This is a genomic window from Brachybacterium sp. EE-P12 (assembly GCF_003711805.1).
GTDB lineage: Bacteria > Actinomycetota > Actinomycetes > Actinomycetales > Dermabacteraceae > Brachybacterium.
Genome location: NZ_QXCP01000003.1, coordinates 165,630 through 184,566, shown reverse-complemented (window position 1 = coordinate 184,566; position 18,937 = coordinate 165,630). Strand labels below are relative to the sequence as shown.

The following is an 18,937-nucleotide window of genomic DNA, read 5'->3' as shown; positions in this document are numbered from 1 at the left end:
GCGGGACTCGCCCAAGGGGAGACGTGCGGGAGCACATCTCGGGAGGCCTGCGGTGCCGTCGCCGGGTGCGGTGCCGGCCCGCCGTCACCGCGGCATGTTGCGCAGGTTGCTCGCGGCCATGTCGAGCATCTTCCCCACGCCGCCGCCGAGGACGATCTTCGTCGAGGCGGTGGCGAAGCCGCGGATCTGCTGGGCGGTGATCTTCGGCGGCATGGAGAGGGCGTCGGGGTTGGTGACCACGTCGATGAGCATCGGGCCGGGGGTCGCGAGCGCGGCGGCGAGCTGCTTCCTGAGCTTCTTCGGCTCGGTGATGCGCACCGCGCCGATGCCCACGCCCTCGGCGATCGCGGCGTAGTCCACCGCCTCGTGGTCGGTGCCGTGGTCGGGCAGGCCCTCGACCAGCATCTCGAGCTTCACCATTCCCAGGCTCGAGTTGTTGAACACGAGGATCTTGGTGTTCAGGTCGTGGAGCTTCACGGTGAGCAGCTCCCCCATCAGCATGCCGAGCCCGCCGTCGCCGCTCATGGAGATCACCTGCCTCTCCGGGAAGGCCTTCGACGCGCCGATCGCCTGCGGGAGGGCGTTGGCCATGGTGCCGTGGTGCCAGGACCCGAACACGCGCCGCTTCCCGTTGGGGGTGATGTAGCGGGCGCCCCACACATTGCACATGCCGGTGTCCACGGTGAACACGGCGTCGTCGTCGGCGAGCTCGTCGAGTGTCGCGGCGACGAACTCGGGGTGGATGGGCTTCATCCGCTCGACGTTCTTCGTGTAGGCGGCAACGGCGCCGGAGAGCGCCTTGTGATGGGCCTTCAGCTGGCGGTGCAGGTAGCGGTGGCCCTTGGTGGAGCTCAGCAGCGGCAGCACCGCCTGGAGGGTGAGGGCCACGTCGCCGTGCACGGCGAGGTCGAGGCCCACGCGCCGGCCCAGGCGGGAGGCGTCGGCGTCGATCTGCACGATCCTGCGGGCGCTCCTGCCGTCCTCGCGGGGCAGGAACTCGCTGTAGGGGAAGTCGGTGCCCAGCAGGATCACGAGGTCCGCCTCCTGCATCGCGTCGTAGCAGGCGCCGTAGCCGAGCAGTCCGCTCATCCCCACGTCGTAGGGGTTGTCGTACTGGATCCACTCCTTGCCGCCGAAGGCGTGGCCGATCGGCGCCTTGACGCGTTCGGCGAGCGCGAGCACCTCCTCGCGGGCACCGCGCACGCCCGCGCCGACGAACAGCATCACGGTGTCGGCCTCGTCGATCAGCTCGGCGAGTCGACCCACGGGCCCGGCGGCGGGCTGGACCGCGCCGAGCTCGGTCGCGAGATCGCGGGTGAGCGGGCCGTCGACCTCCTGGTCGGCGACGTCGCCGGGCAGCACGAGCACCGACACGCCGCTCTTCGCGATCGCGGTCTGGATCGCGATGTGCAGCATCGTCGCGCCGTGGGCACCGGAGTTGACCATCTCGCAGAAGTGGGAGCACTCCTGGAACAGCCGCTCGGGATGGGTCTCCTGGAAGAAGCCGGTGCCGATCTTGGCGGAGGGGATGTGGGAGGCGATGGCGAGCACGGGGGCGCCGTCGCGGTGCGCGTCGTAGAGCCCCTGGATCATGTGGGTGTTGCCGGGTCCGCAGGAGCCGGCGCACACGGCGAGCTTCCCGGTCAGCCGCGCCTCGGCGCCCGCGGCGAAGGCGCCGGCCTCCTCGTTGCGCACGTGCACCCACTCGATCCCGTCGGTGGTGCGCACGGCGTCGACGACGGGGTTCAGCGAGTCGCCGACCACCCCGTAGATGCGCTCGACGCCGAGATCGCGGAGCTGGGTGACGAGGAGCTGGGCGAAGCTTGTGCGGGCCATGTGATGCCTCCTGGTGTGGCTCATCGGGAGGGCGCCGGCGCACGGGGCGCGGCGCCCGTCGTCTCCACACTAGTCCTGTGCGGGGCACGGGAGACGGCGCAGAGAGTCCCCTTTCCCGGTTCTGCCCTGCGCAGCGGCCGACCCCGCTAGGGTGTGGGTCACATGCGGTCGACCGGCCGGCTCGTCGTGGAGCCGGGGCCGACCCGCCCGTCCCCCGCACCGCCGCCGGAAGGCAACGATGTCCCCTCATCAGGCCCACCCTCCGCACGCTCCGCGAGTTAATCGATCTACGGTCGCCGGTCTGCGCGACCGCTCCCCCGCGCGCAGCCCGCACCGCTCCTCCTCCCGCTCCGACAGCCCCCGCCGCTCGCGGGGGACGCGGCTGCTCGGCTCCCTCGGCGTCGGCGCGCTGATCGCCCCGCTCGCGCTGCTCGCGCCCGCGCTGATCGGTCCCGCCTCCGCCGAGCCGGTGAGCACCGTTCCGCTGCCGCAGTCAGGGATGAGCATCGTCGAGGCGGACTCCGTCGAGGGCGAGCAGGTCCCCGCGAACGTGCTCGACGGCTCCCCCGACACGATCTGGCACACGGCCTGGAGCGACGGGAAGGATCCCCTCCCCCACCACCTCTCGGTGCAGCTCGCCGACGAGCCCGTCGAGATGGCGCGGGTGCGGCTCCAGCCGCGCCAGGACTCCAGCGGCTCCGGCCGCATCGGCGACTACGAGATCCACGCCTCGACCGACGCCGAATGCGCCGACGACGCCTTCGAGAAGGTCGCGGAGGGCTCCTTCGGCGGGGAGCTCGCCGAGGCGACGACCGAGCGAGTGGTCACCCTGGACGAGCCCGTCGAGGCGAGCTGCCTGAAGGTGGTGTGGCTGAGCTCCTGGGGCGGCCGCGCCGACGACCCGGTCACCTCCCCGCCCGAGGAGGTCGCCTCCCTCGCCGAGCTGAACGTGGACGTCGTCGGCGAGCCGGCGGATCCGGACCCGATCGTGGTGGACCCGCCGGAGGGTGCCGTCGAGATCACCGACGGCGACCTCTCCGTGCGCCTGCACCCCGACTTCCCGCAGGTCGTGGACTACACGCTCGGCGGGGCGAGCCTCGCCGGCCGCTACGGCGCCGCCCTCACGAGCCTCGAGATCGACGAGGTGGCCCGGGACGTGGAGGTCTCCGCCCCCGAGGTCTCCGCCGACGGCGCCTCGGCGACCTACCACCTGACCGCCCCCTCCCTGCCCGGGGTGTCGCTGGACGCAGTGCTCTCGGTCGAGGACGGCGCGTTCACCTGGCGGCTGACCGACGTCGTCGACCCCGACGGGGCGGTGCACCGCATCGCCGTGCCGCGCCTGGACCTCGCCTCCGCCAACGGCACCGAGCCCGGCGCGCAGCTGGTCGCCGCGGACCTGAGCGTGGACCGCACGGTCAGCGGCGACCAGTTCTACGATCTCGCCTCCCAGCAGCCCGGCACCGCCGTCACCGACCGGGCGCATGCGGCGCTGCTGGCCGGGGCGGAGCTCGCCGCCGGCTTCGAGACGAACGCGGTCGAGGACAACACCGCCGGCGGCGAGACCGCCGGCCGCGTCCAGAACGACAACTCCCGCTACGTCGCGACCCTCGCCCAGGGCGACGGCGCGATCTACGGCACCGTCTCCCCCGGCACCTTCGTGGTGCGCGGCTCCACCGCCGACCAGGGCATCGGCCCGGACGAGGATCCCTTCGTGCGGGTGCGCCTCGCGGCCGACGCGAACGGCGACGGGTCGCTGGACTGGCAGGACGCCGCGATCGCGGCCCGGGACATCGCCGAGCCGATCAACGGCGCCGAGCGGGTCAGCACCGACGTGATCAAGCGGATCCCGTTCAACATCGTCTCCCAGGCCACGCACCCCTTCCTGCGCACCCTGGACGACACCAAGCGGATCGCCCAGGCGACCGACGGCCTGGGGCAGTCCGTGATGCTCAAGGGCTACCAGGCCGAGGGCCACGACGCCGCCCATCCGGACTACGCCGGGCACTACAACGAGCGCGCCGGCGGCAAGGAGGACCTCGACACCCTGGTCACCGAGGGCGAGGACTGGAACGCGACCTTCGGCGTGCACGTGAACGCGACGGAGTCCTACTCCGAGGCGCATGCCTTCTCCGAGGACCTGCTGCGCTCCCCGATCGAGCCGGGCTGGGGCTGGATGAACCAGTCCTACATGATCGACGGTCCGAAGGACCTCGGCACCGGCGCGGTGCTGGAGCGCTTCCAGGACTTCCGCGACGAGGCCCCGGAGAACCTCAGCTTCCTGTACGTGGACGTGTACTACCCCAACGGCTGGGAGGGGCAGCGGCTGTCGACCGAGCTCGAGGCGCAGGGCTGGACGGTCTCCACCGAGTGGGCGGACAAGATGCCCCGCAGCTCCGTGTGGTCCCACTGGGCGAACGACGAGAACTACGGCGGCTCGAGCAACAAGGGCCTGAACTCGCAGGTGATCCGGTTCCTGGACAACTCCCGCAAGGATGTGTGGAACCCGGACCCGCTGCTGTCGAACGCGAACGTGCAGGAGTTCGAGGGCTGGTCGGGGCAGCAGGACGCGAACGCGTTCTTCGAGACGGTGTGGGAGCGGAACCTGCCCACCAAGTTCCTGCAGCGCTCCGACATCGTCTCCTGGACCCCGGCGACGGACGGCGCCGAGGGTCGGATCCTGCTGGCCGACGGCACCGAGGTCACCTCCCCGGTCACCGCCGTCTCCGGCACCGAGATCCCCACCGACCGCACCATCACGACGGATGGCGCGACCGTCTACGAGGACGGCGCCTACCTGCTGCCCTGGGGCGAGGACGAGGAGCCCGCGGCGGGCGGCGCCCTCGGCGGTCAGCGGCTCTACCACTGGAACCCCGAGGGCGGCACCACCACCTGGACCCTCACCGATCGCTGGTCGGACCAGTCCGAGCTGGTCATGCACCGCCTGACCGACGACGGCCGGGTGGACGAGCAGCGGATCCCCGTCGTCGACGGGCAGGTCACCCTCGAGGCCGAGGCCGGCAGCGCCTACGTGCTGCACCCGGCCGACGCCCTGCCGGAGCCGGTGGAACCGGACTGGGGCCTCGGCACCTCGGTCGCCGACCCCGGCTTCTACTCCGGCACGCTGGACGAGTGGCGGGTGCAGGGGAAGGCGTCGGTGGAGACCGACGAGTTCCGGGGCCGCCAGGCCGTGCTCGAGGGTCCCGGTGCCGCGTCGATCGCGCAGCACCTGCACGATCCCGCGCGCCCCTCGCGCCACCTCCCCGCGGGCACCTGGTCCGCCTGGGCGTGGGTCGAGATCGAGCCGGGCCAGACCCGCGAGGTCACCGTCTCCGCGACCGGCGGCGGCGTCACCCCCGTCGAGCACCAGGAGGCCGAGGGCCGGGGCGTGGCGAGCACCGTCACCGCCTCCACGGCGATCAACGCGACCGCCTCGGACACCAAGCACGGGCGGCACTTCCAGCGCGTGCGCGTGACCTTCGAGTCGACCGGGAAGCCGGTCGAGCTCGCGATCTCGGCCGGGAAGGGCGAGGCGGAGGTGCGCGTGGACGACGTGCGCGTGGTGCCCTTCACCCCGTCGGCCGATCCCGCCGAGACCGAGGAGACGGTGCTGTTCACCGACTTCGAGCACGTGGATGTCGGCTACTGGCCCTTCGTCACCGGGGAGGACAACATCGGCGGCGACGCCCGCACCCAGCTGCAGGAGCGGCACGAGCCGTACTCCCAGCAGGGCTGGTACGGCGTGGACCAGGACGGCAAGGCCGTCGAGGGCGGCAAGCTCACCGACAACGTGCTGCACGGCGACTGGTCGCTGATGGCGAACGAGGAGAACGAGGGGCTGATCCTGCGCACCACGCAGGCCTCGATGCCGTTCACGCCGGGGCACCGCTACCGGGTCACGGTCGACCACCAGACCGCCTTCGCGGACACGTACCGGCTCGTGGTGGGTGAAGACGTGGTGGGTGAGGATGCTGCCGACGGGGAGCTGAGCTCGGGGATCGTGCAGACCCAGGACCTGCCCGAGGCGCGCGCCACCGAGCAGGCCGTGCTCGAGTTCACCGCCCCGGAGGACGCGGACGTCACCTGGATCGGGGTGGAGAAGCTCGGCGGCGGCCGCCAGGCGAACCTCACCCTCGACGACCTCCGGGTGGAGGACCTCGGCGCCGGCTGAGTCTCCCCCATCTGCAGAGCACCTTCAGCTGCTCGCGGCGTCCTCCTCGGCCATCGCCCCGCTGCCGGCGGGCCGCACCGGGGTGAAGCGCACCGTCTGCACGCGGCGCTCGTCGACCTCGACCACCTCGAGGGTGCCGCCGTCGATCGCGACGACGTCGCCGGCCTCGGGGATGCGGCCCAGCGACGCCATGAGGAAGCCGCCCACGGTCTCGTAGCCGCCCGTGTCCGGCAGGGCGATGCCGGTCGCGGCCTCGAACTCCTGCAGGATGAGGCCGCCCTCGACGGTGCCGTCGGCGTTCAGGATGCTGTCCAGACCGCCGGGGGCGGGCCAGGTGTCGGCGTCGAACTCGTCGTAGATCTCACCGACCAGCTCCTCGAGCAGGTCCTCGAGGGTGACGATCCCGTCGGTGCCGCCGTACTCGTCCACCACCACGGCGATCTGCTGGGCGTGGGCTCGCATCCGGTTCAGCGCCGAGAGCACCTGGACGGTGCCGGGGATGTGCTCGATCGGGCGCACCAGCTCGGCCATGCGCGTCGCCTCCGGGTCCTCGACCAGCAGCATGTCGCGCACGTGCACGAAGCCGAGCACGTCGTCGAGGTCCTCGCCGGTGACCGGGTAGCGGGAGAAGCCGGTGTCGCGGATCTCCGCACGGGTCTCGGCGACGCTCTGCTGCCCGTCCAGGAAGTGCACCTGGTGGCGGGGCTGCATGACCTCCACGACGGTGCGCTCGGAGGCGTCGAAGACGTCGGCGAGCACCCGCGACTCGGCCTGGTCCAGCGCGTCGGAGTCGCGGACCATCGCCTTGATCTCCTCGGCGGAGACCGCCTCGCGGTTCGCGCTCGGGTCACCGCCCAGCAGCCGCACCACGAGGTTCGTCGAGACGGACAGCAGCCAGATCACCGGGCGCATCAGCTGCCCGAACAGCTGCAGCGGCGGGCCGACGATCCTCGTCATCCCCAGCGCGTTCTGCATCGCGAGGCGCTTGGGCACGAGCTCGCCGAAGACAAGGGAGAGATAGGCGATGACCAGCGTCATCCCGATCAGCGCGGCGGTGCCGGCGGTGCGCTCGGGCAGGCCCAGGTTCGTCAGCAGCGGCACCACCGAGGGCGCGATGGTGGAGGCGCCGTAGGCGGAGGAGAGGAACCCGGCGACGGTCACGCCGATCTGCACGGCGGAGAGGAACTGGTTCGGGTCGCGGACCATCTCGGCGGTCCTCGCGCCGCGGTCCCCGCTCTCCTCGAGCTGGTCGATCTGCGACTCGCGGAGGTTCACGATCGCCATCTCGGTGCCTGCGAACACGCCGCCGATCAGCACGAAGAGCAGCACCAGGGCGATGTTCACGAACACGGAGGGATCCATGGGTAGAACCTACCGCTGTCGAGGCCCCGCCTCTCACAGCAGCGGCAGCAGCTCCTGCCACACGGCGCGGAGGATCTCCGCGCCGGGGCGTCCCTCGAGGTGGGACGTGATGGTCAGGACCGCCTCCTGCTCGGGCAGGACCAGCAGGAACTGGCCGTAGGCGCCGTCGGCCCGCCAGGCGCCGTCGGCCGTGCAGTCCCACACCCCGTAGCCGTAGCGGGCGGCCTCGGGCTCCGCGTCCCCCGTCGGGACCCAGGAGGTGCCGGCGTGCATCGCGTCGATCCACTCCGCGGGCACCAGCTGCGCCCCGTCGTGCGCGCCGCGCCGCAGGAGGAGCCGGCCGATCCGGGCGAGCTGACCGCTCTTGAGGTGCAGGCCGGTCGCGCCCCAGGTGTGTCCGTCGCGGGTCGTGAACCACTGCGGGTTCAGGATCCCCAGCGGCGCGAACAGGCGCGGCAGCAGCCAGTCGCGCAGCGTCTGCCCGGTGCGCTCGCCGATCACGCGCGAGAGCAGGAAGATCGAGCCGTTGGAGTACTCCCACCGCTCGCCCGGCGCGGCGACGAGATCGGTGCCGAGGATATGGGCGGCGAGGTCCTCGTGCTCCCGCTCGGCGTCGAGGAAGCCCAGCACCGGGGAGCCGGAGGTCATGGTCAGCAGGTGCCGCAGACGCACCCCGTCCACACCGTGCCCGTACCCGCCGGCGGGGGCGGGCAGGTGGTCGACCAGCAGGTCCTCGACGTCCAGCAGCCCCTCGGCCTGCGCGATGCCGACGGCGAGCGCGGTGACGGTCTTGGAGACGGAGTAGACGTTCTCGGCGGTGTCCTCCACGAAGCGGTGGGAGAGCTCCTCGTGACCCTCGCGGTGCAGGTGCAGGGCCCGCACGCCGAGGCGCTGCTCGGTGATCCGCTGGCGCAGCGGCAGCAGGAGGAGGGGGTCGGGAACTCGTGAGGCCTTCTCGCTCATGGGCATGACGCTACCGTCCAGCCCTCGCCCGAGCATGGACGACAGCTGTCACAGGGCCGCCTGGCGTGATGGAATGTCCTGGGCGCGCAGGGGGCGCCGCGTCAGGGGCGCCCGGGAGGGTCCTCGCGCGATCTCCCGGCCGCGCCATCCACCGCCCTGTTCGGCCCGCGCCGACTTCCCCGAAAGGCCGCCGATGGCCGTCCTGCGCCGTTTTGTCGTCCCCGTGATCTGGATGCTTCTGCTGGGCGTGATCGCCCTGGCGCTGGTGAAGATGGCGTTCTTCCCCTCCGCCGATGCGAGCGCGACGCAGGATCCGGTCATCCCCGGCGCCGAGTTCGACGAGTACGCGCTGGTCGCCGCCGAGAGCGGGGACATCTCCTCCACCCTCGAGCTGTCCGGCACGGTCGAGGCCGACGAGGGCGCCCCGCTGAAGGCGACCACCAGCGGAGAGGTCGACAGGATCTGGCGCCACGACGGGGACACGGTGACCGAGGGCGAGCGGGTGCTGCAGGTGCGCTATCCGGTCGAGCCCGATCCGCTGCCGGAGACCGCGGCGGAACCGGCAGCCGGTGCGGACGGTGCGGACGCCGCCGCGCAGCAGCCCGCGCCGACGAGCACCGCGACCGAGTACCGCTACGTGGATCTCGTGGCCTCTGCGAGCGGCACCCTCACCGACATGGAGGTGCAGGAGCAGGACGAGCTGACCGAGGGCGACGTCGTCGCGACCCTCTCCCCCGGCACGTACTCGATCCGCGCCGGTCTCACCCCCGAGCAGCAGCTGTCCCTGCTGGACGTCGAGCTCGAGGCGACCGCGACGGTGCCCACCACGCAGGACCCCGTCGCCTGCACCGCCCCGAGCATCGACGAGGACGAGCCCGGCACTGGGGACGAGCAGCCTGCCGCCGAGGCGCCCGTGGACCCGGCCGAGGAGGGCCTCTACGACGAAGGGGAACCCGCCGAGACCGGCGGCGGCACTTCCCTCGCGCAGCTGACCTGCCCCGTCCCCGCAGACGTGAAGGTCGTGCCCGGGCTCGAGGTCGCGGTGTCCGTCGCGCTCGGCTCCCGCAGCGACGTGCTCACCGTGCCCACCACGGCGGTCGAGGGCGAGGCGAGCACCGGCACCGTGTACGTGCTGGACGAGGAGACCGGCGAGCCGGCCCCGGCCGAGGTGGAGCTGGGCCTGCGCCAGGACGGCAGGGTCGAGATCACCGACGGGCTCGAGGAGGGCCAGGAGATCCTCGAGTTCGTGCCCGGCGTCGACGCGCCGAACCAGGACGAGGGGATGGCCTGGTGAGCGACGCCCTGCTCGAGCTGCGCGACCTGCGCCGCTCCGTGCGCCTGCCCTCCGGCGAGGACCTGCACATCCTGCGCGGCGTGGACCTGAGCGTGGAGGCCGGCGACCATGTCGCGATCGTGGGCCGCTCCGGCTCGGGCAAGACGACCCTGCTGAACCTGCTGGGGCTCATCGACCGGCAGAGCGGCGGGGAGCTGCTCTTCGACGGGAGGGACGTCTCCCGCCTCGGGGAGCGGCGCCGGGCCCGGCTGCGCGGTGCCTCGATCGGCTTCGTGTTCCAGCAGTTCAACCTGCTCGACGGACGCACCGCGCTCGAGAACGTGATGATGCCGCTGATGTACGGGACCGCCGGGCAGTTCTGGCGCCGCGAACGGCTCGCGCGGGAGATGCTGGACCGGGTGGGTCTGGCCGACCGCGCCGATCAGCTCCCCTCGCGCCTCTCCGGCGGCGAGCAGCAGCGGGTCGCGGTGGCGCGGGCACTGGTGCGTCGGCCCCGCCTGATCCTCGCCGACGAGCCCACCGGCGCCCTCGACGTCACCACCGGCGAGGCGGTGATGGCGCTGCTGGACGAGATCGCCCGCGACTCCGCGGCGGCGCTCGTGACCATCACCCACGACCTGCAGGTCGCAGCGCTCTCGCGGCGCTCCTTCCTGCTGGACGACGGGGTGCTCCACGACATCGGCGACGCCGGGGCCCGCGACGCTCTCGCGGCGACCGGCGGGATCCGCGCCGGACGCGAGGCGGTGCGATGACCGCGCTGCTCGCCTCGATCGTCGAGGCCTACGGTGAGCTGCGCGTCCACAAGGGCCGGATCCTGCTCTCGCTGATCGGCGTGGCGTTCTCCGTCTTCGCGCTGACCGCGGTGATGGGCGGCGGCGGGATGCTCACCAGCTCCCTCACCCAGTCCAGCGAGACCTGGGGCGGGCGGGACACGACGTTGATGATCATGCCGATGGCGCCCGCGTCCGGGGGCGAGCCCGCGCAGCAGGACGAGGCCGTGCTCGAGCAGGTCGACCGGCTCGGCATCGACCAGCGCACCCGCCGCGTCTACGACTCGCTGCGGCTGCAGACCCACCAGGGGGTCGTCACCACCGAGCTCACCGGCGTGGATCCGTCCTATGCGACGATCTTCCGCACCCGCGTGGAGCAGGGTCGCTGGCTCGCCGATTCCGACGCCCGCCGCCTCTCCCCCGCTCTGGTGGTGAACCAGGTGCTGTACGAGCAGCTGGGCAGCCCCGAGCTGGGTCGCGAGCCCGTGACCGTCTACGGCCCGAGCGGTGCGGCGGAGGCCGAGCAGGCGGTCGTGGTGGGGGTGCTGCCCGCGGATCCCGATCTGGACTGGGGGCCGACCGCCTTCATCCACGCCTCCTCGCTCGCCTCGCTGCCCGGCCGGACGGAGGCGGCCTGGACCTCGGACTACCAGGTGTGGGTCCCGCCGGAGCAGGCCGACGAGATCCGCTCCCGCCTCGCCAGCGCGCTGTCGAACACCCCGGCCGGGTCCTTCGACGTGCAGGTCGGGTCGATGAGCGCTGACGACCTCGGCTTCGAGGCCCTCGCCTGGGCGGTGATCGGCGTGGCGCTGGTGATCCTGCTGCTGGGCGCGCTGGGTCTGGTGAACATCTCCCTGGTCACCGTGCGGTTCCGGGTGCGGGAGATCGGGATCCGCCGCTCCTACGGCGCGACCGGCGGGCGGATCTTCGTGGGCGTGCTGATGGAGTCGGTGGTCGCGACCGTGCTCGCCGGCGCCGTCGGGGTCACGGCCGCGGTCGCCCTGGTCAAGGCACCCTTCGTGACCTCGGCGTTCCAGCGGATCGGCCTGGTGGACGTGCCGCCGTTCCCCGTGGACGCGGTGCTGGTGGGCCTCGGCGCGGCGACGCTGGTGGGGGTCCTGGCCGGTGCGCTGCCCGCCCTCATCGCGACCCGCATCCGGGTGATAGACGCGATCCGGGCGTGAGGGCGGTGCGCCAGCGACTCGCCCGCGCCGCTGCCGCCGTCCCGCTCGTCGCCGCCGGGCTCATAGCGACAAGAGGTGGCCAAATAGCCACCTCTTGTCGCTATGGGCCTGGCGACGACACGGCGCGGGCGGGCAGACGTGCTGGACACTGCCCGCCCGCTCGCTCAGACGTGCACGTGAGCGGGAACGTCCTCCCCGGCGGGGCGGGTGACGGGCTCGAGCAGCCGCACGCCCGCCCGTCGGCCGATCCAGAGGCTCAGCGCCGCGGTGACCAGCAGCAGCGCGATCGCGGCACCGATCCCCCCGGCGAGTGCGGCCTCCGGCGCTGCGGCGGCCGGGGCGGCCAGCGCCGCGGCGGAGGTGCCCGGGGCGGCGACCGCTGCGCCGAGCGCACCGGCGCCGGCTCCCGCGCCGGTGCCGGCACCGAGCGCGGCGACGAGATGCGCGCCGACGGTGGCCATGGCGGCCAGGGCGATCGGCAGCTCGAGCCCGCCGGACTTCCAGGCGAGGACCCCGGCGCACAGTCCGAGGGCCAGCGCGGGCAGCACGACGGCCGCGGTGAGCTCTCGGCCGACGAGCATCACCGCAGTCCCGGCGAGGACGGGCAGGACGGGGCTGCGCAGCCAGGTGCCGACGGCCTGCAGCACCACGCCGCGCAGCGCGAGCTCGAGCCCGACCGCCTGCAGCGGCGCCAGGACCACGACCAGCAGCACCACGAGAAGCAGCTGCGGCATCGACGCGGCCGGTCCGGTCACTGCGGACGCCGCGTCGGCGGCGGCCGTGGCGTCGGCCCCGCCGCTGAGCACCCCGGCGAGCGCGGCGACGACGACCGTGACGAGCCCGGCCCCGACGCCGGCGAGCAGCGGGGCGCGGTCCCGGCGCAGCCTCGCCGCGACCGACCAGGCGGTGCCGAGCGGTCGCCAGCCGCCCACGCGCACGCCGACGATGCCGGCCGGCAGCCACATCGCGCCCATGACCAGGGCGAGGCCGACGTCGAGCGGGCTGGTGGGGTCTCCGCTGGTGACGCCTCCCGCGCTGTTCACGCCGGGCAGCACCGCGAGCATCAGCACCGCCAGGACCAGCACCACGGAGCTCAGCACCATGTAGGCGAGGAAGGCCGCGCCGAGGCTGAGCAGCGCCTTGGAGGGACGGGCCCAGGCGGGGCGGAGCGTCGCCAGGCGGTGGTAGGGCGTCGCCGGGATGCTGTCGAGCGTGCTCGCGGCGTCGGGCGTGCCTGCGGGGTCGGTGCTCATGCGGCGCGCTCGGCGAGTCGGCGGCGACGCTCCTGCTGCGCGCGGTCCTGGGCGGCGTGGGCCTGGGACGCGGCGGCGGAGAGGCCGAGGTCCTCGAGCGCGAGGGGCTGGGCGAGCGCTCCGAAGGGCCGCTCGCTCGTGATGGCCCCGTCGGTCGTGAGGTGCAGCAGCTCGCCGGAGTCCATGAGGCGCCAGGCGGGGTCGTCGTCCATCGGCTCGCTCGCGATCACCACCGAGCCGATGCCGGCGAGGTCCTCGCTGCGGGTGCGGAGCGTCGCCGAGGACTGCTCGAGCGCCTCTCGGGGCTGCGCCGCGGCGGCCTCCCGTTCGAGCACCCACAGCTCGTTGGTGGCGGGCAGACGCACCGCGATCAGCTCCTCGCCCTTCAGCACCAGCACGTTCACCGAGTACACCGGGACGTTCCGCGCGATCCAGTCGAGCGCGGCGACGACCCCGTCGCGCAGGTCCCCGTCGTGCGCGGCGACCTCGCCGGTGATCAGCGCGGCCATCCACTCGCTGTCGGTGGTGCCCTGCACGTGGTGCGCGGCGCCGAGCTCCCGCACCCGGCGGCGCATCTGGTCGGTCACCTCGAGCACCCCGTTGTGGGCGCTGAGGATCCCGTCCTGCAGGAAGGGGTGGGTGTTCTCCTCGCAGTGCCCCGTGCCGGAGGACAGCCTCACGTGCGCGATCATCGCGCGGGAGCGCAGCGCGGTCGCGATCCGGCCGAAGCGCTCGGAGGCGTAGGCGGCGACGGGCTTCTTGGCGACCTGCGGCGTGCCGTGCTCGTCGATCCAGCCCAGCCCGGTCCCGTCGGCGTTGAAGCGGGACTGGCGGAGCAGGGAGTAGGGCGCGTCCAGGAGCCAGAAGTCGGCGGTGATGGGCTGGTCGGAATGCAGGGCGAGGAGTCGGCACATGGCCACTCCACTGTAGAGCGGGCCGCCCGGGAGCGCCGTGAGGGTCGACACCCGGGCGCTCCGGCATCGACCGCGCGGCCTCGCCCGTCCGGCCGATCCGCGGCCCTGCCCGCGTCCCTAGGCTGAGTCACCATGAGCACCTCCCCGGCCCCGGGCCCCTCCTTTCCCGTCGGCGCCTCCCCGACGGCGGAGGCGTCCCCGCATGCCGGTCCCGCCCTGCCCGCGGGAGCCTCGGCGCCCTCGGTGCGCAGCGCGCGAGCCTGGGCGATCGCCGCCGGGCAGTCTCTGCTCTGCTTGGGGATCGGGCTGTTCATCTTCCTCGTCGCGCTCGGCGACCTGCTGCTCGAGTTCGACGACGACCCGCCGGCGGGGCTGCTCACCCTGTCGGGAGGCGATGCCCTGGTCGGGCTGGTGCTGAGCCTCGCGATCGGCCCGCTGCGGTTCCAGCGCCCGGGACGTGCGCAGGCCGCGGTGCACCTGGTGATCGTCGCGGCGGGCGGCCTGAGCGCATGGAGCCTGCCGGCCGCCGTGATCGCGCTGTACCGGATCGGGCTGCACCGCCGGCTGCTGCTGGACGCGGCGGCGCTGATCCTGCTGACCGCCGTGGTCGCCGGGTGGTCGAGCCTGGACTCCCGCCTGCGCGGCACGAGCGACCCCCGCCTGTACTTCGCCACGCTCGGGGTGATGCTCGCCCTCGCCCTGGTGCCGCTGCTGGTGGGGCGCGTGGTCGGCACCCGTCATGAGCTGATCCGGACGCTGCGGGAGCGGGCGGCGTCGGCCGAGCGGGAGCGCGCCTCCGCGGACCGCGAGCGCGCCTCGGCCCAGCGCGAGGCCGACGCGCTGCGACTGGGCCGGGACGCCGAGGCCGCACGGGTGCGGGCGGAGGAGCGGGCGGCGCTGGCCCGCGACATGCACGACAGCGTCTCCCACCACCTCTCCGCGATCGCGATGCACGCCGGTGCCATCGCCTACCGCGAGGACCTCGACCCCGAGACGCTGCGCCGCACCGCGACGACGGTGCGCGACGCCGCCCAGCAGGCCAACCGGGAGCTGCGGGAGGTGCTGGTCGCACTGCGCACCACGGCCGACGCCGCTCCGCTCGCGAGCCTGCCCACCCTGCAGGAGACGATCGAGCGGGCGCGCGAGGGCGGGCAGCAGGTCGATCTCGAGCTCGCGGGCCTCACCCCGGAGGAGCTCCAGCAGCTCGGCCGCGGCACCGTCGTCGCCCTCGCCCGGATCCTCACCGAGGGGCTGGCCAACGCCGCCAAGCACTCCCCCGGGGCCCCGGTCTCCGTGGTCCTCGCCCGCCGGGAGGAGCAGGTGGTCCTCACCGTCCGCAATCCGCTGACCGGCGCGGACGCTGAGCGCGCGCCGGCGCAGACGGTGCTCTCGACCGGGCACGGGCTCGTGGGCGTCGAGGAGCGAGCCCGGCTGCTGGGCGGCAGCGCCCGCTGGTCGCGCACCGGGCACGCCTTCGAGCTGGAAGCATGGATGCCATGGTGAACGACGGCGCAGGGGCGAGCATCAGGACCGACGCGGCCGACGGGGCCGGCGCCGGACGCATCCGCGTGCTGCTCGTGGACGACGAGGCGCTGATGCGCTCGGGGCTGCGGCTCATGCTCGACGGGGCGCGCGGCATCGAGGTGGTGGGCGAGGCCCGCGACGGCCTGGACGCCCTCGAGCAGATCACGGCGCTCGCCCCCGAGGTGGTGCTGCTGGACGTCCGCATGCCGCGGATGACCGGGCTCGAGACGCTGGCCGCGCTGCGCGAGCGGGGCGACAGAGCACGGGTGGTGATGCTGACCGCCTTCGACACCGACGAGTTCCTGCTCGAGGCGCTGCGGGGAGGGGCGGCGGGCTTCCTGCTCAAGGACTCCCCGCCCGAGGAGGTGGTCGAGGCGGTGCTCGACGCCGCCGCGGACCGTCCCCGCTTCTCGGCCGAGGTGCTGCGCCGCCTGGTGCGGCTCGCGGCCGACGGCGGCGAGCCGGTGCTCCCGGCCGCAGGGCCGGGGACTGCGTCCTCCGCGCCCGCGCCGGAGGGCATCACCGAGCGGGAGTGGGAGGTCGCGCACCTGGTCGCGAAGGGTCTGGCGAATCAGGAGATCGGCGAGAGCCTGTTCATGTCGGTCGCGACGGTGAAGACCCACCTGGGGCGCCTCTACCAGAAGCTGCAGGTCACGAACCGGGTGCAGCTCGCGATCCGGGTCCTCGAGCTGGGCGGCTGAGCACTCGCGCGCTGTTGCTGTTCAGCGCCTCAGAGCGCCGTGATCGGGACGAGGATCGAGACGAGCAGCGCCACCGCCCCCAGCACGATCACCCAGCGCGGGATCCCGCCCGGCTTCACGGTGACGTTCGTGATGTAGATCGAGATGATCGTGGCGAACCACAGGATCCCCGCGAGGATCGCCAGCACCATGGTCGCCGTGCTCATCGTTCCCCCTGGGCGCCCTGCGCCATGATCGGCGTCGTCACGTTCTTTCTCCCTGCTCACCAGCGTCGATGTCATGAATCCTAGCCCAGCGCCGACGGCTCCGTCGCGTCGCCCGGCAACGGCCGGCACCCCGCCGCACAGCGCGGCCAGCGATGCGGCCGGGGTACGGTGACGGCGCCCCTCGGCGCGCATCCGCGCCGACCGTCGCCATCCGCTCGGAGCTGCCCATGGCCCGCCTCCTCGTGGTCGAGGACTCCTCTGACGTCCGCGCCCTGCTCGCCGAGACCCTGCGCGGCGAGGGCCACGCGGTCCTCACCGCCGCCGACGGGCTCGCCGCCCGTCGGGACCTCGCCCCGGGCGGCGCCGCCGCAGACGTCGACCTGGTGGTGCTGGACCTGATGCTCCCCCACGTCGACGGCTCCGTGCTCCTGGCCGAGATCCGCCGCGGCGGCGACCTGCCGGTGCTGGTGCTGTCGGCGAAGGACGCCGTGTACACGAAGGTCGACATGCTGCGCCTGGGCGCCGACGACTACGTCACCAAGCCCTTCGACCTCGCCGAGCTCACCGCCCGGATCGAGGCGCTGCTGCGGCGCTCCGGCCCGTCGGCCGCCTCGGCGCCCGAGCCGCTCGCGCACGGGCCCCTCACGCTCGATCCCGGCACCGCGCGCGTCCACCTCGACGGCGTCGAGGTCGCGCTCACCGCGACGGAGCTGCGGCTGCTGCACCTGCTGCTGGCCTCCCCCGGGCAGGTGTTCTCCCGGCCCCGGATCTACGAGGCGGTGTGGGAGGAGCCGTTCGTTGGCGACGACGCGGCGGTGAAGACCCACGTCTCGAACCTGCGCACGAAGCTGCGCGAGGCCGCGCCGGATCTGGACCCGATCGAGACCGTGTGGGGGCTGGGGTACCGGCTGCGGGCGCTCTGAGCGGGATCGCCGCCGCGGCCGGATCCCCACACTTTCCTGACCTCTCCGCGCCCGCGCCCCACCTCTGCTCGACCTCTGCTCCGTAGCGTCGTCCTCGACACGACGAGACAGAAGGGAGCCCGGCATGAGCGAGACCGTCCTGAGAACCCGGGACCTCACCAAGCGCTACGGCGAGCACGCCGCGGTGCAGGCGATGAGCATCCGTCTCGAGCGCGGCCGGATCTACGGACTGATCGGCCGGAACGGCGCCGGGAAGACCACGCTGATGCGTCTGATCTCGGGGCTGTCGGTCCCGAGCTCGGGCAGCATCGAGCTGTTCGGCTCCGGCACCGAGCAGCCCCGCACCGAGGACCTCGCCCGGATCGGCACCCTCATCGAGTCCCCGTCACTGCACGGCGGGATGACCGCGCGGCAGAACATGCACCTGCACCGGCTGCTGCGGGGCGTGCCCGATCCCGGCGTCGAGGAGCGCCTGCTCGAGCTCGTGGGCCTCGCCGGCACCGCCCGGAAGAAGGTCCGCGACTTCTCCCTCGGCATGCGCCAGCGCCTCGGGATCGCGCTCGCCCTGATCGCCGACCCCGAGCTGCTGATCCTCGACGAGCCCGTCAACGGCCTGGACCCGCAGGGCGTGGTCGAGGTGCGGCGCCTGGTCCGCTCGCTGGCCGAGGAGCGCGGCATGACCGTGCTGATCTCGAGCCACAACCTGCCCGAGCTGTTCCAGACCGCCACCGACTACCTCATCGTCGAGTCCGGGGAGCTGCGCCTGACCCTCACCCTCGACGAGCTCGAGGCGCAGACCCAGCAGTACCTCGAGGTCGCAGCTTCGGACACCGCCGCCCTGCTCACCGCGATCGAGGAGACCTGGCCGGAGGCCGAGCCCCGCGTCATGCCCGGCGGGAGGGTGCGCCTGCCCCACCACGCCGAGAAGGCCGAGGAGGTGCTGCGCGCCCTCGTCGCCGCGGACGTGTGGCCCACGCGCCTGGCCCGCGAGGGCGAGAGCCTCGAATCGTTCTTCCTGTCCGTCGTCGGAGGAGAGAGATCATGATCAACCAGCTGCGCGGGGACCTCTACGCCATCCGCCACAGCGGCCCCGTCCTGATCTGCCTCGCGGCCAGCCTGCTCGCCGCGGCGCTGTACACCGTGCTGCAGCACAGTCTCGCGGCCGGCGACCTCGGCCCCGAAGCGGCCAGCGGCGTGCAGGTGCTCAGCGACGTGCTGATGGTCTCGCTGATGGGTCCGCTGCTGTTCGGGGCGCTCGTCGCCCAGCCCTTCGAGACGAAGTCCGTGCACAACTCCCTGCTCGCCTCCGGCCGCGGCGCCTTCGTCGGCGCGAAGACGCTGATCACCGCCGCCGCGGTGACCGCGCTGTCGCTGCCCTACGGGATCGCGACGCTGATCGGCCTGGCCACGGGAGCGCAGTTCGCGCCCGCGGTCCCGACCTCGTTCTCGCAGATGCTCGCCTCCGGCGTCGAGCTGACCGGGTCGGACGTCCGGTCGGTCCTCGCCGTGACCGTGACCGCGGCGGTGCTGCTGACGGCGAAGCTCGCCGTGTGCCTCCCGCTCGCGTTCCGTCTGCGGAGGCCGCTGGTGGTGATGGCGATCGGCTTCGTGTGGGGCTTCCTCGCGGACCTGATCGGCACGACCGCGGCCGACGTGGACGGGCTCGCGCCGCTCGTGCGCCTGACCCCGTTCTCCTCCGAGCACCTGCCCTCGCTCGAGTCCACCGGCGGCGAGCTCCTCGGCACCGTCGCGGTCTCGCTCGTGTTCATCGCCCTGATGGGTCTGCTGGCCTGGCTGCTGTTCCGCCGGGCCGACGTGAAGTGAGGACCGACGCGGGCT

The 18,937-nt window shown here is 73.1% G+C and carries 15 protein-coding genes; 9 read left to right on the top strand and 6 right to left on the bottom strand.

Annotated elements, in window-relative coordinates; translation table 11 throughout:
* Positions 1–84: 84 nt before the first annotated feature.
* Entirely contained in the window at positions 85–1,836 is a 1,752-nt protein-coding gene (locus tag D1648_RS02285) for a pyruvate dehydrogenase (RefSeq protein WP_122939196.1), read from the bottom strand.
* A 238-nt stretch (positions 1,837–2,074) separates the two neighbouring features.
* Between D1648_RS02285 and D1648_RS02275 the strand changes: the two genes are divergently transcribed.
* Positions 2,075–6,004, top strand: coding sequence for an endo-alpha-N-acetylgalactosaminidase family protein (locus tag D1648_RS02275; RefSeq protein ID WP_164518548.1), 3,930 nt, complete (start codon positions 2,075–2,077; stop codon positions 6,002–6,004).
* Positions 6,005–6,028: 24 nt separating this feature from the next.
* On the opposite strand, the gene D1648_RS02270 is transcribed toward D1648_RS02275, so the two are convergent.
* Both D1648_RS02270 and D1648_RS02265 read right to left on the bottom strand, forming a co-directional pair.
* On the bottom strand, positions 6,029–7,366 hold the full coding sequence (locus D1648_RS02270) for a hemolysin family protein (RefSeq protein WP_122939193.1): 1,338 nt from the start codon (positions 7,364–7,366) through the stop codon (positions 6,029–6,031).
* A 33-nt stretch (positions 7,367–7,399) separates the two neighbouring features.
* Positions 7,400–8,329 (bottom strand): beta-lactamase family protein, encoded by a 930-nt coding sequence (locus tag D1648_RS02265; protein WP_241155322.1) that lies wholly within the window; start codon positions 8,327–8,329, stop codon positions 7,400–7,402.
* A gap of 193 nt (positions 8,330–8,522) precedes the next feature.
* Here D1648_RS02265 and D1648_RS02260 point away from each other — a divergent pair, with 193 nt between their 5' ends.
* Genes D1648_RS02260 through D1648_RS02250 form a run of 3 tightly spaced genes read left to right on the top strand, consistent with a single transcriptional unit; the run spans position 8,523 to position 11,577 of the window.
* Positions 8,523–9,623 carry an efflux RND transporter periplasmic adaptor subunit gene (locus tag D1648_RS02260; RefSeq protein WP_122939191.1) on the top strand — a complete coding sequence of 367 codons (1,101 nt, stop codon included), beginning with the start codon at positions 8,523–8,525 and terminating at the stop codon, positions 9,621–9,623.
* Positions 9,620–10,375 (top strand): ABC transporter ATP-binding protein, encoded by a 756-nt coding sequence (locus tag D1648_RS02255; RefSeq protein ID WP_370239745.1) that lies wholly within the window; start codon positions 9,620–9,622, stop codon positions 10,373–10,375. Before D1648_RS02260 ends, D1648_RS02255 begins: the two co-directional genes overlap by 4 nt.
* Complete coding sequence (locus D1648_RS02250; RefSeq protein WP_122939189.1) at positions 10,372–11,577, top strand: ABC transporter permease; 1,206 nt, start codon at positions 10,372–10,374, stop codon at positions 11,575–11,577. Before D1648_RS02255 ends, D1648_RS02250 begins: the two co-directional genes overlap by 4 nt.
* Before the next feature lie 164 nt (positions 11,578–11,741).
* On the opposite strand, the gene D1648_RS02245 is transcribed toward D1648_RS02250, so the two are convergent.
* Complete coding sequence (locus D1648_RS02245; protein WP_122939188.1) at positions 11,742–12,830, bottom strand: CAAX protease; 1,089 nt, start codon at positions 12,828–12,830, stop codon at positions 11,742–11,744.
* Entirely contained in the window at positions 12,827–13,744 is a 918-nt protein-coding gene (locus tag D1648_RS02240) for a class II glutamine amidotransferase (RefSeq protein WP_122939187.1), read from the bottom strand. Before D1648_RS02240 ends, D1648_RS02245 begins: the two co-directional genes overlap by 4 nt.
* Before the next feature lie 132 nt (positions 13,745–13,876).
* Here D1648_RS02240 and D1648_RS02235 point away from each other — a divergent pair, with 132 nt between their 5' ends.
* Positions 13,877–15,247, top strand: a complete 1,371-nt coding sequence (locus tag D1648_RS02235) for a histidine kinase (RefSeq protein ID WP_122939186.1) — start codon at positions 13,877–13,879, stop codon at positions 15,245–15,247.
* Positions 15,241–15,969, top strand: a complete 729-nt coding sequence (locus D1648_RS02230) for a response regulator transcription factor (protein ID WP_122939185.1) — start codon at positions 15,241–15,243, stop codon at positions 15,967–15,969. The genes D1648_RS02235 and D1648_RS02230 overlap by 7 nt, the downstream gene beginning before the upstream one ends.
* 29 nt (positions 15,970–15,998) lie before the next feature.
* Here the strand turns inward: D1648_RS02230 and D1648_RS17830 are convergent, their stop codons facing one another.
* Positions 15,999–16,175 (bottom strand): hypothetical protein, encoded by a 177-nt coding sequence (locus D1648_RS17830; protein WP_164518547.1) that lies wholly within the window; start codon positions 16,173–16,175, stop codon positions 15,999–16,001.
* 227 nt (positions 16,176–16,402) lie between these two features.
* Between D1648_RS17830 and D1648_RS02225 the strand changes: the two genes are divergently transcribed.
* The 3 genes from D1648_RS02225 to D1648_RS02215 all read left to right on the top strand — a co-directional run bounded on the left by D1648_RS02225 (position 16,403) and on the right by D1648_RS02215 (position 18,922).
* The gene (locus tag D1648_RS02225) at positions 16,403–17,098 is read left to right on the top strand and encodes a response regulator transcription factor (protein ID WP_122939184.1); all 696 of its coding nucleotides are present in this window, start codon (positions 16,403–16,405) and stop codon (positions 17,096–17,098) included.
* A 124-nt stretch (positions 17,099–17,222) separates the two neighbouring features.
* Positions 17,223–18,143, top strand: a complete 921-nt coding sequence (locus D1648_RS02220; protein WP_122939183.1) for an ATP-binding cassette domain-containing protein — start codon at positions 17,223–17,225, stop codon at positions 18,141–18,143.
* A complete protein-coding gene (locus D1648_RS02215) occupies positions 18,140–18,922 on the top strand; it encodes a hypothetical protein (protein WP_122939182.1) in 783 nt (260 codons plus the stop codon). Before D1648_RS02220 ends, D1648_RS02215 begins: the two co-directional genes overlap by 4 nt.
* Positions 18,923–18,937 lie beyond the last annotated feature (15 nt).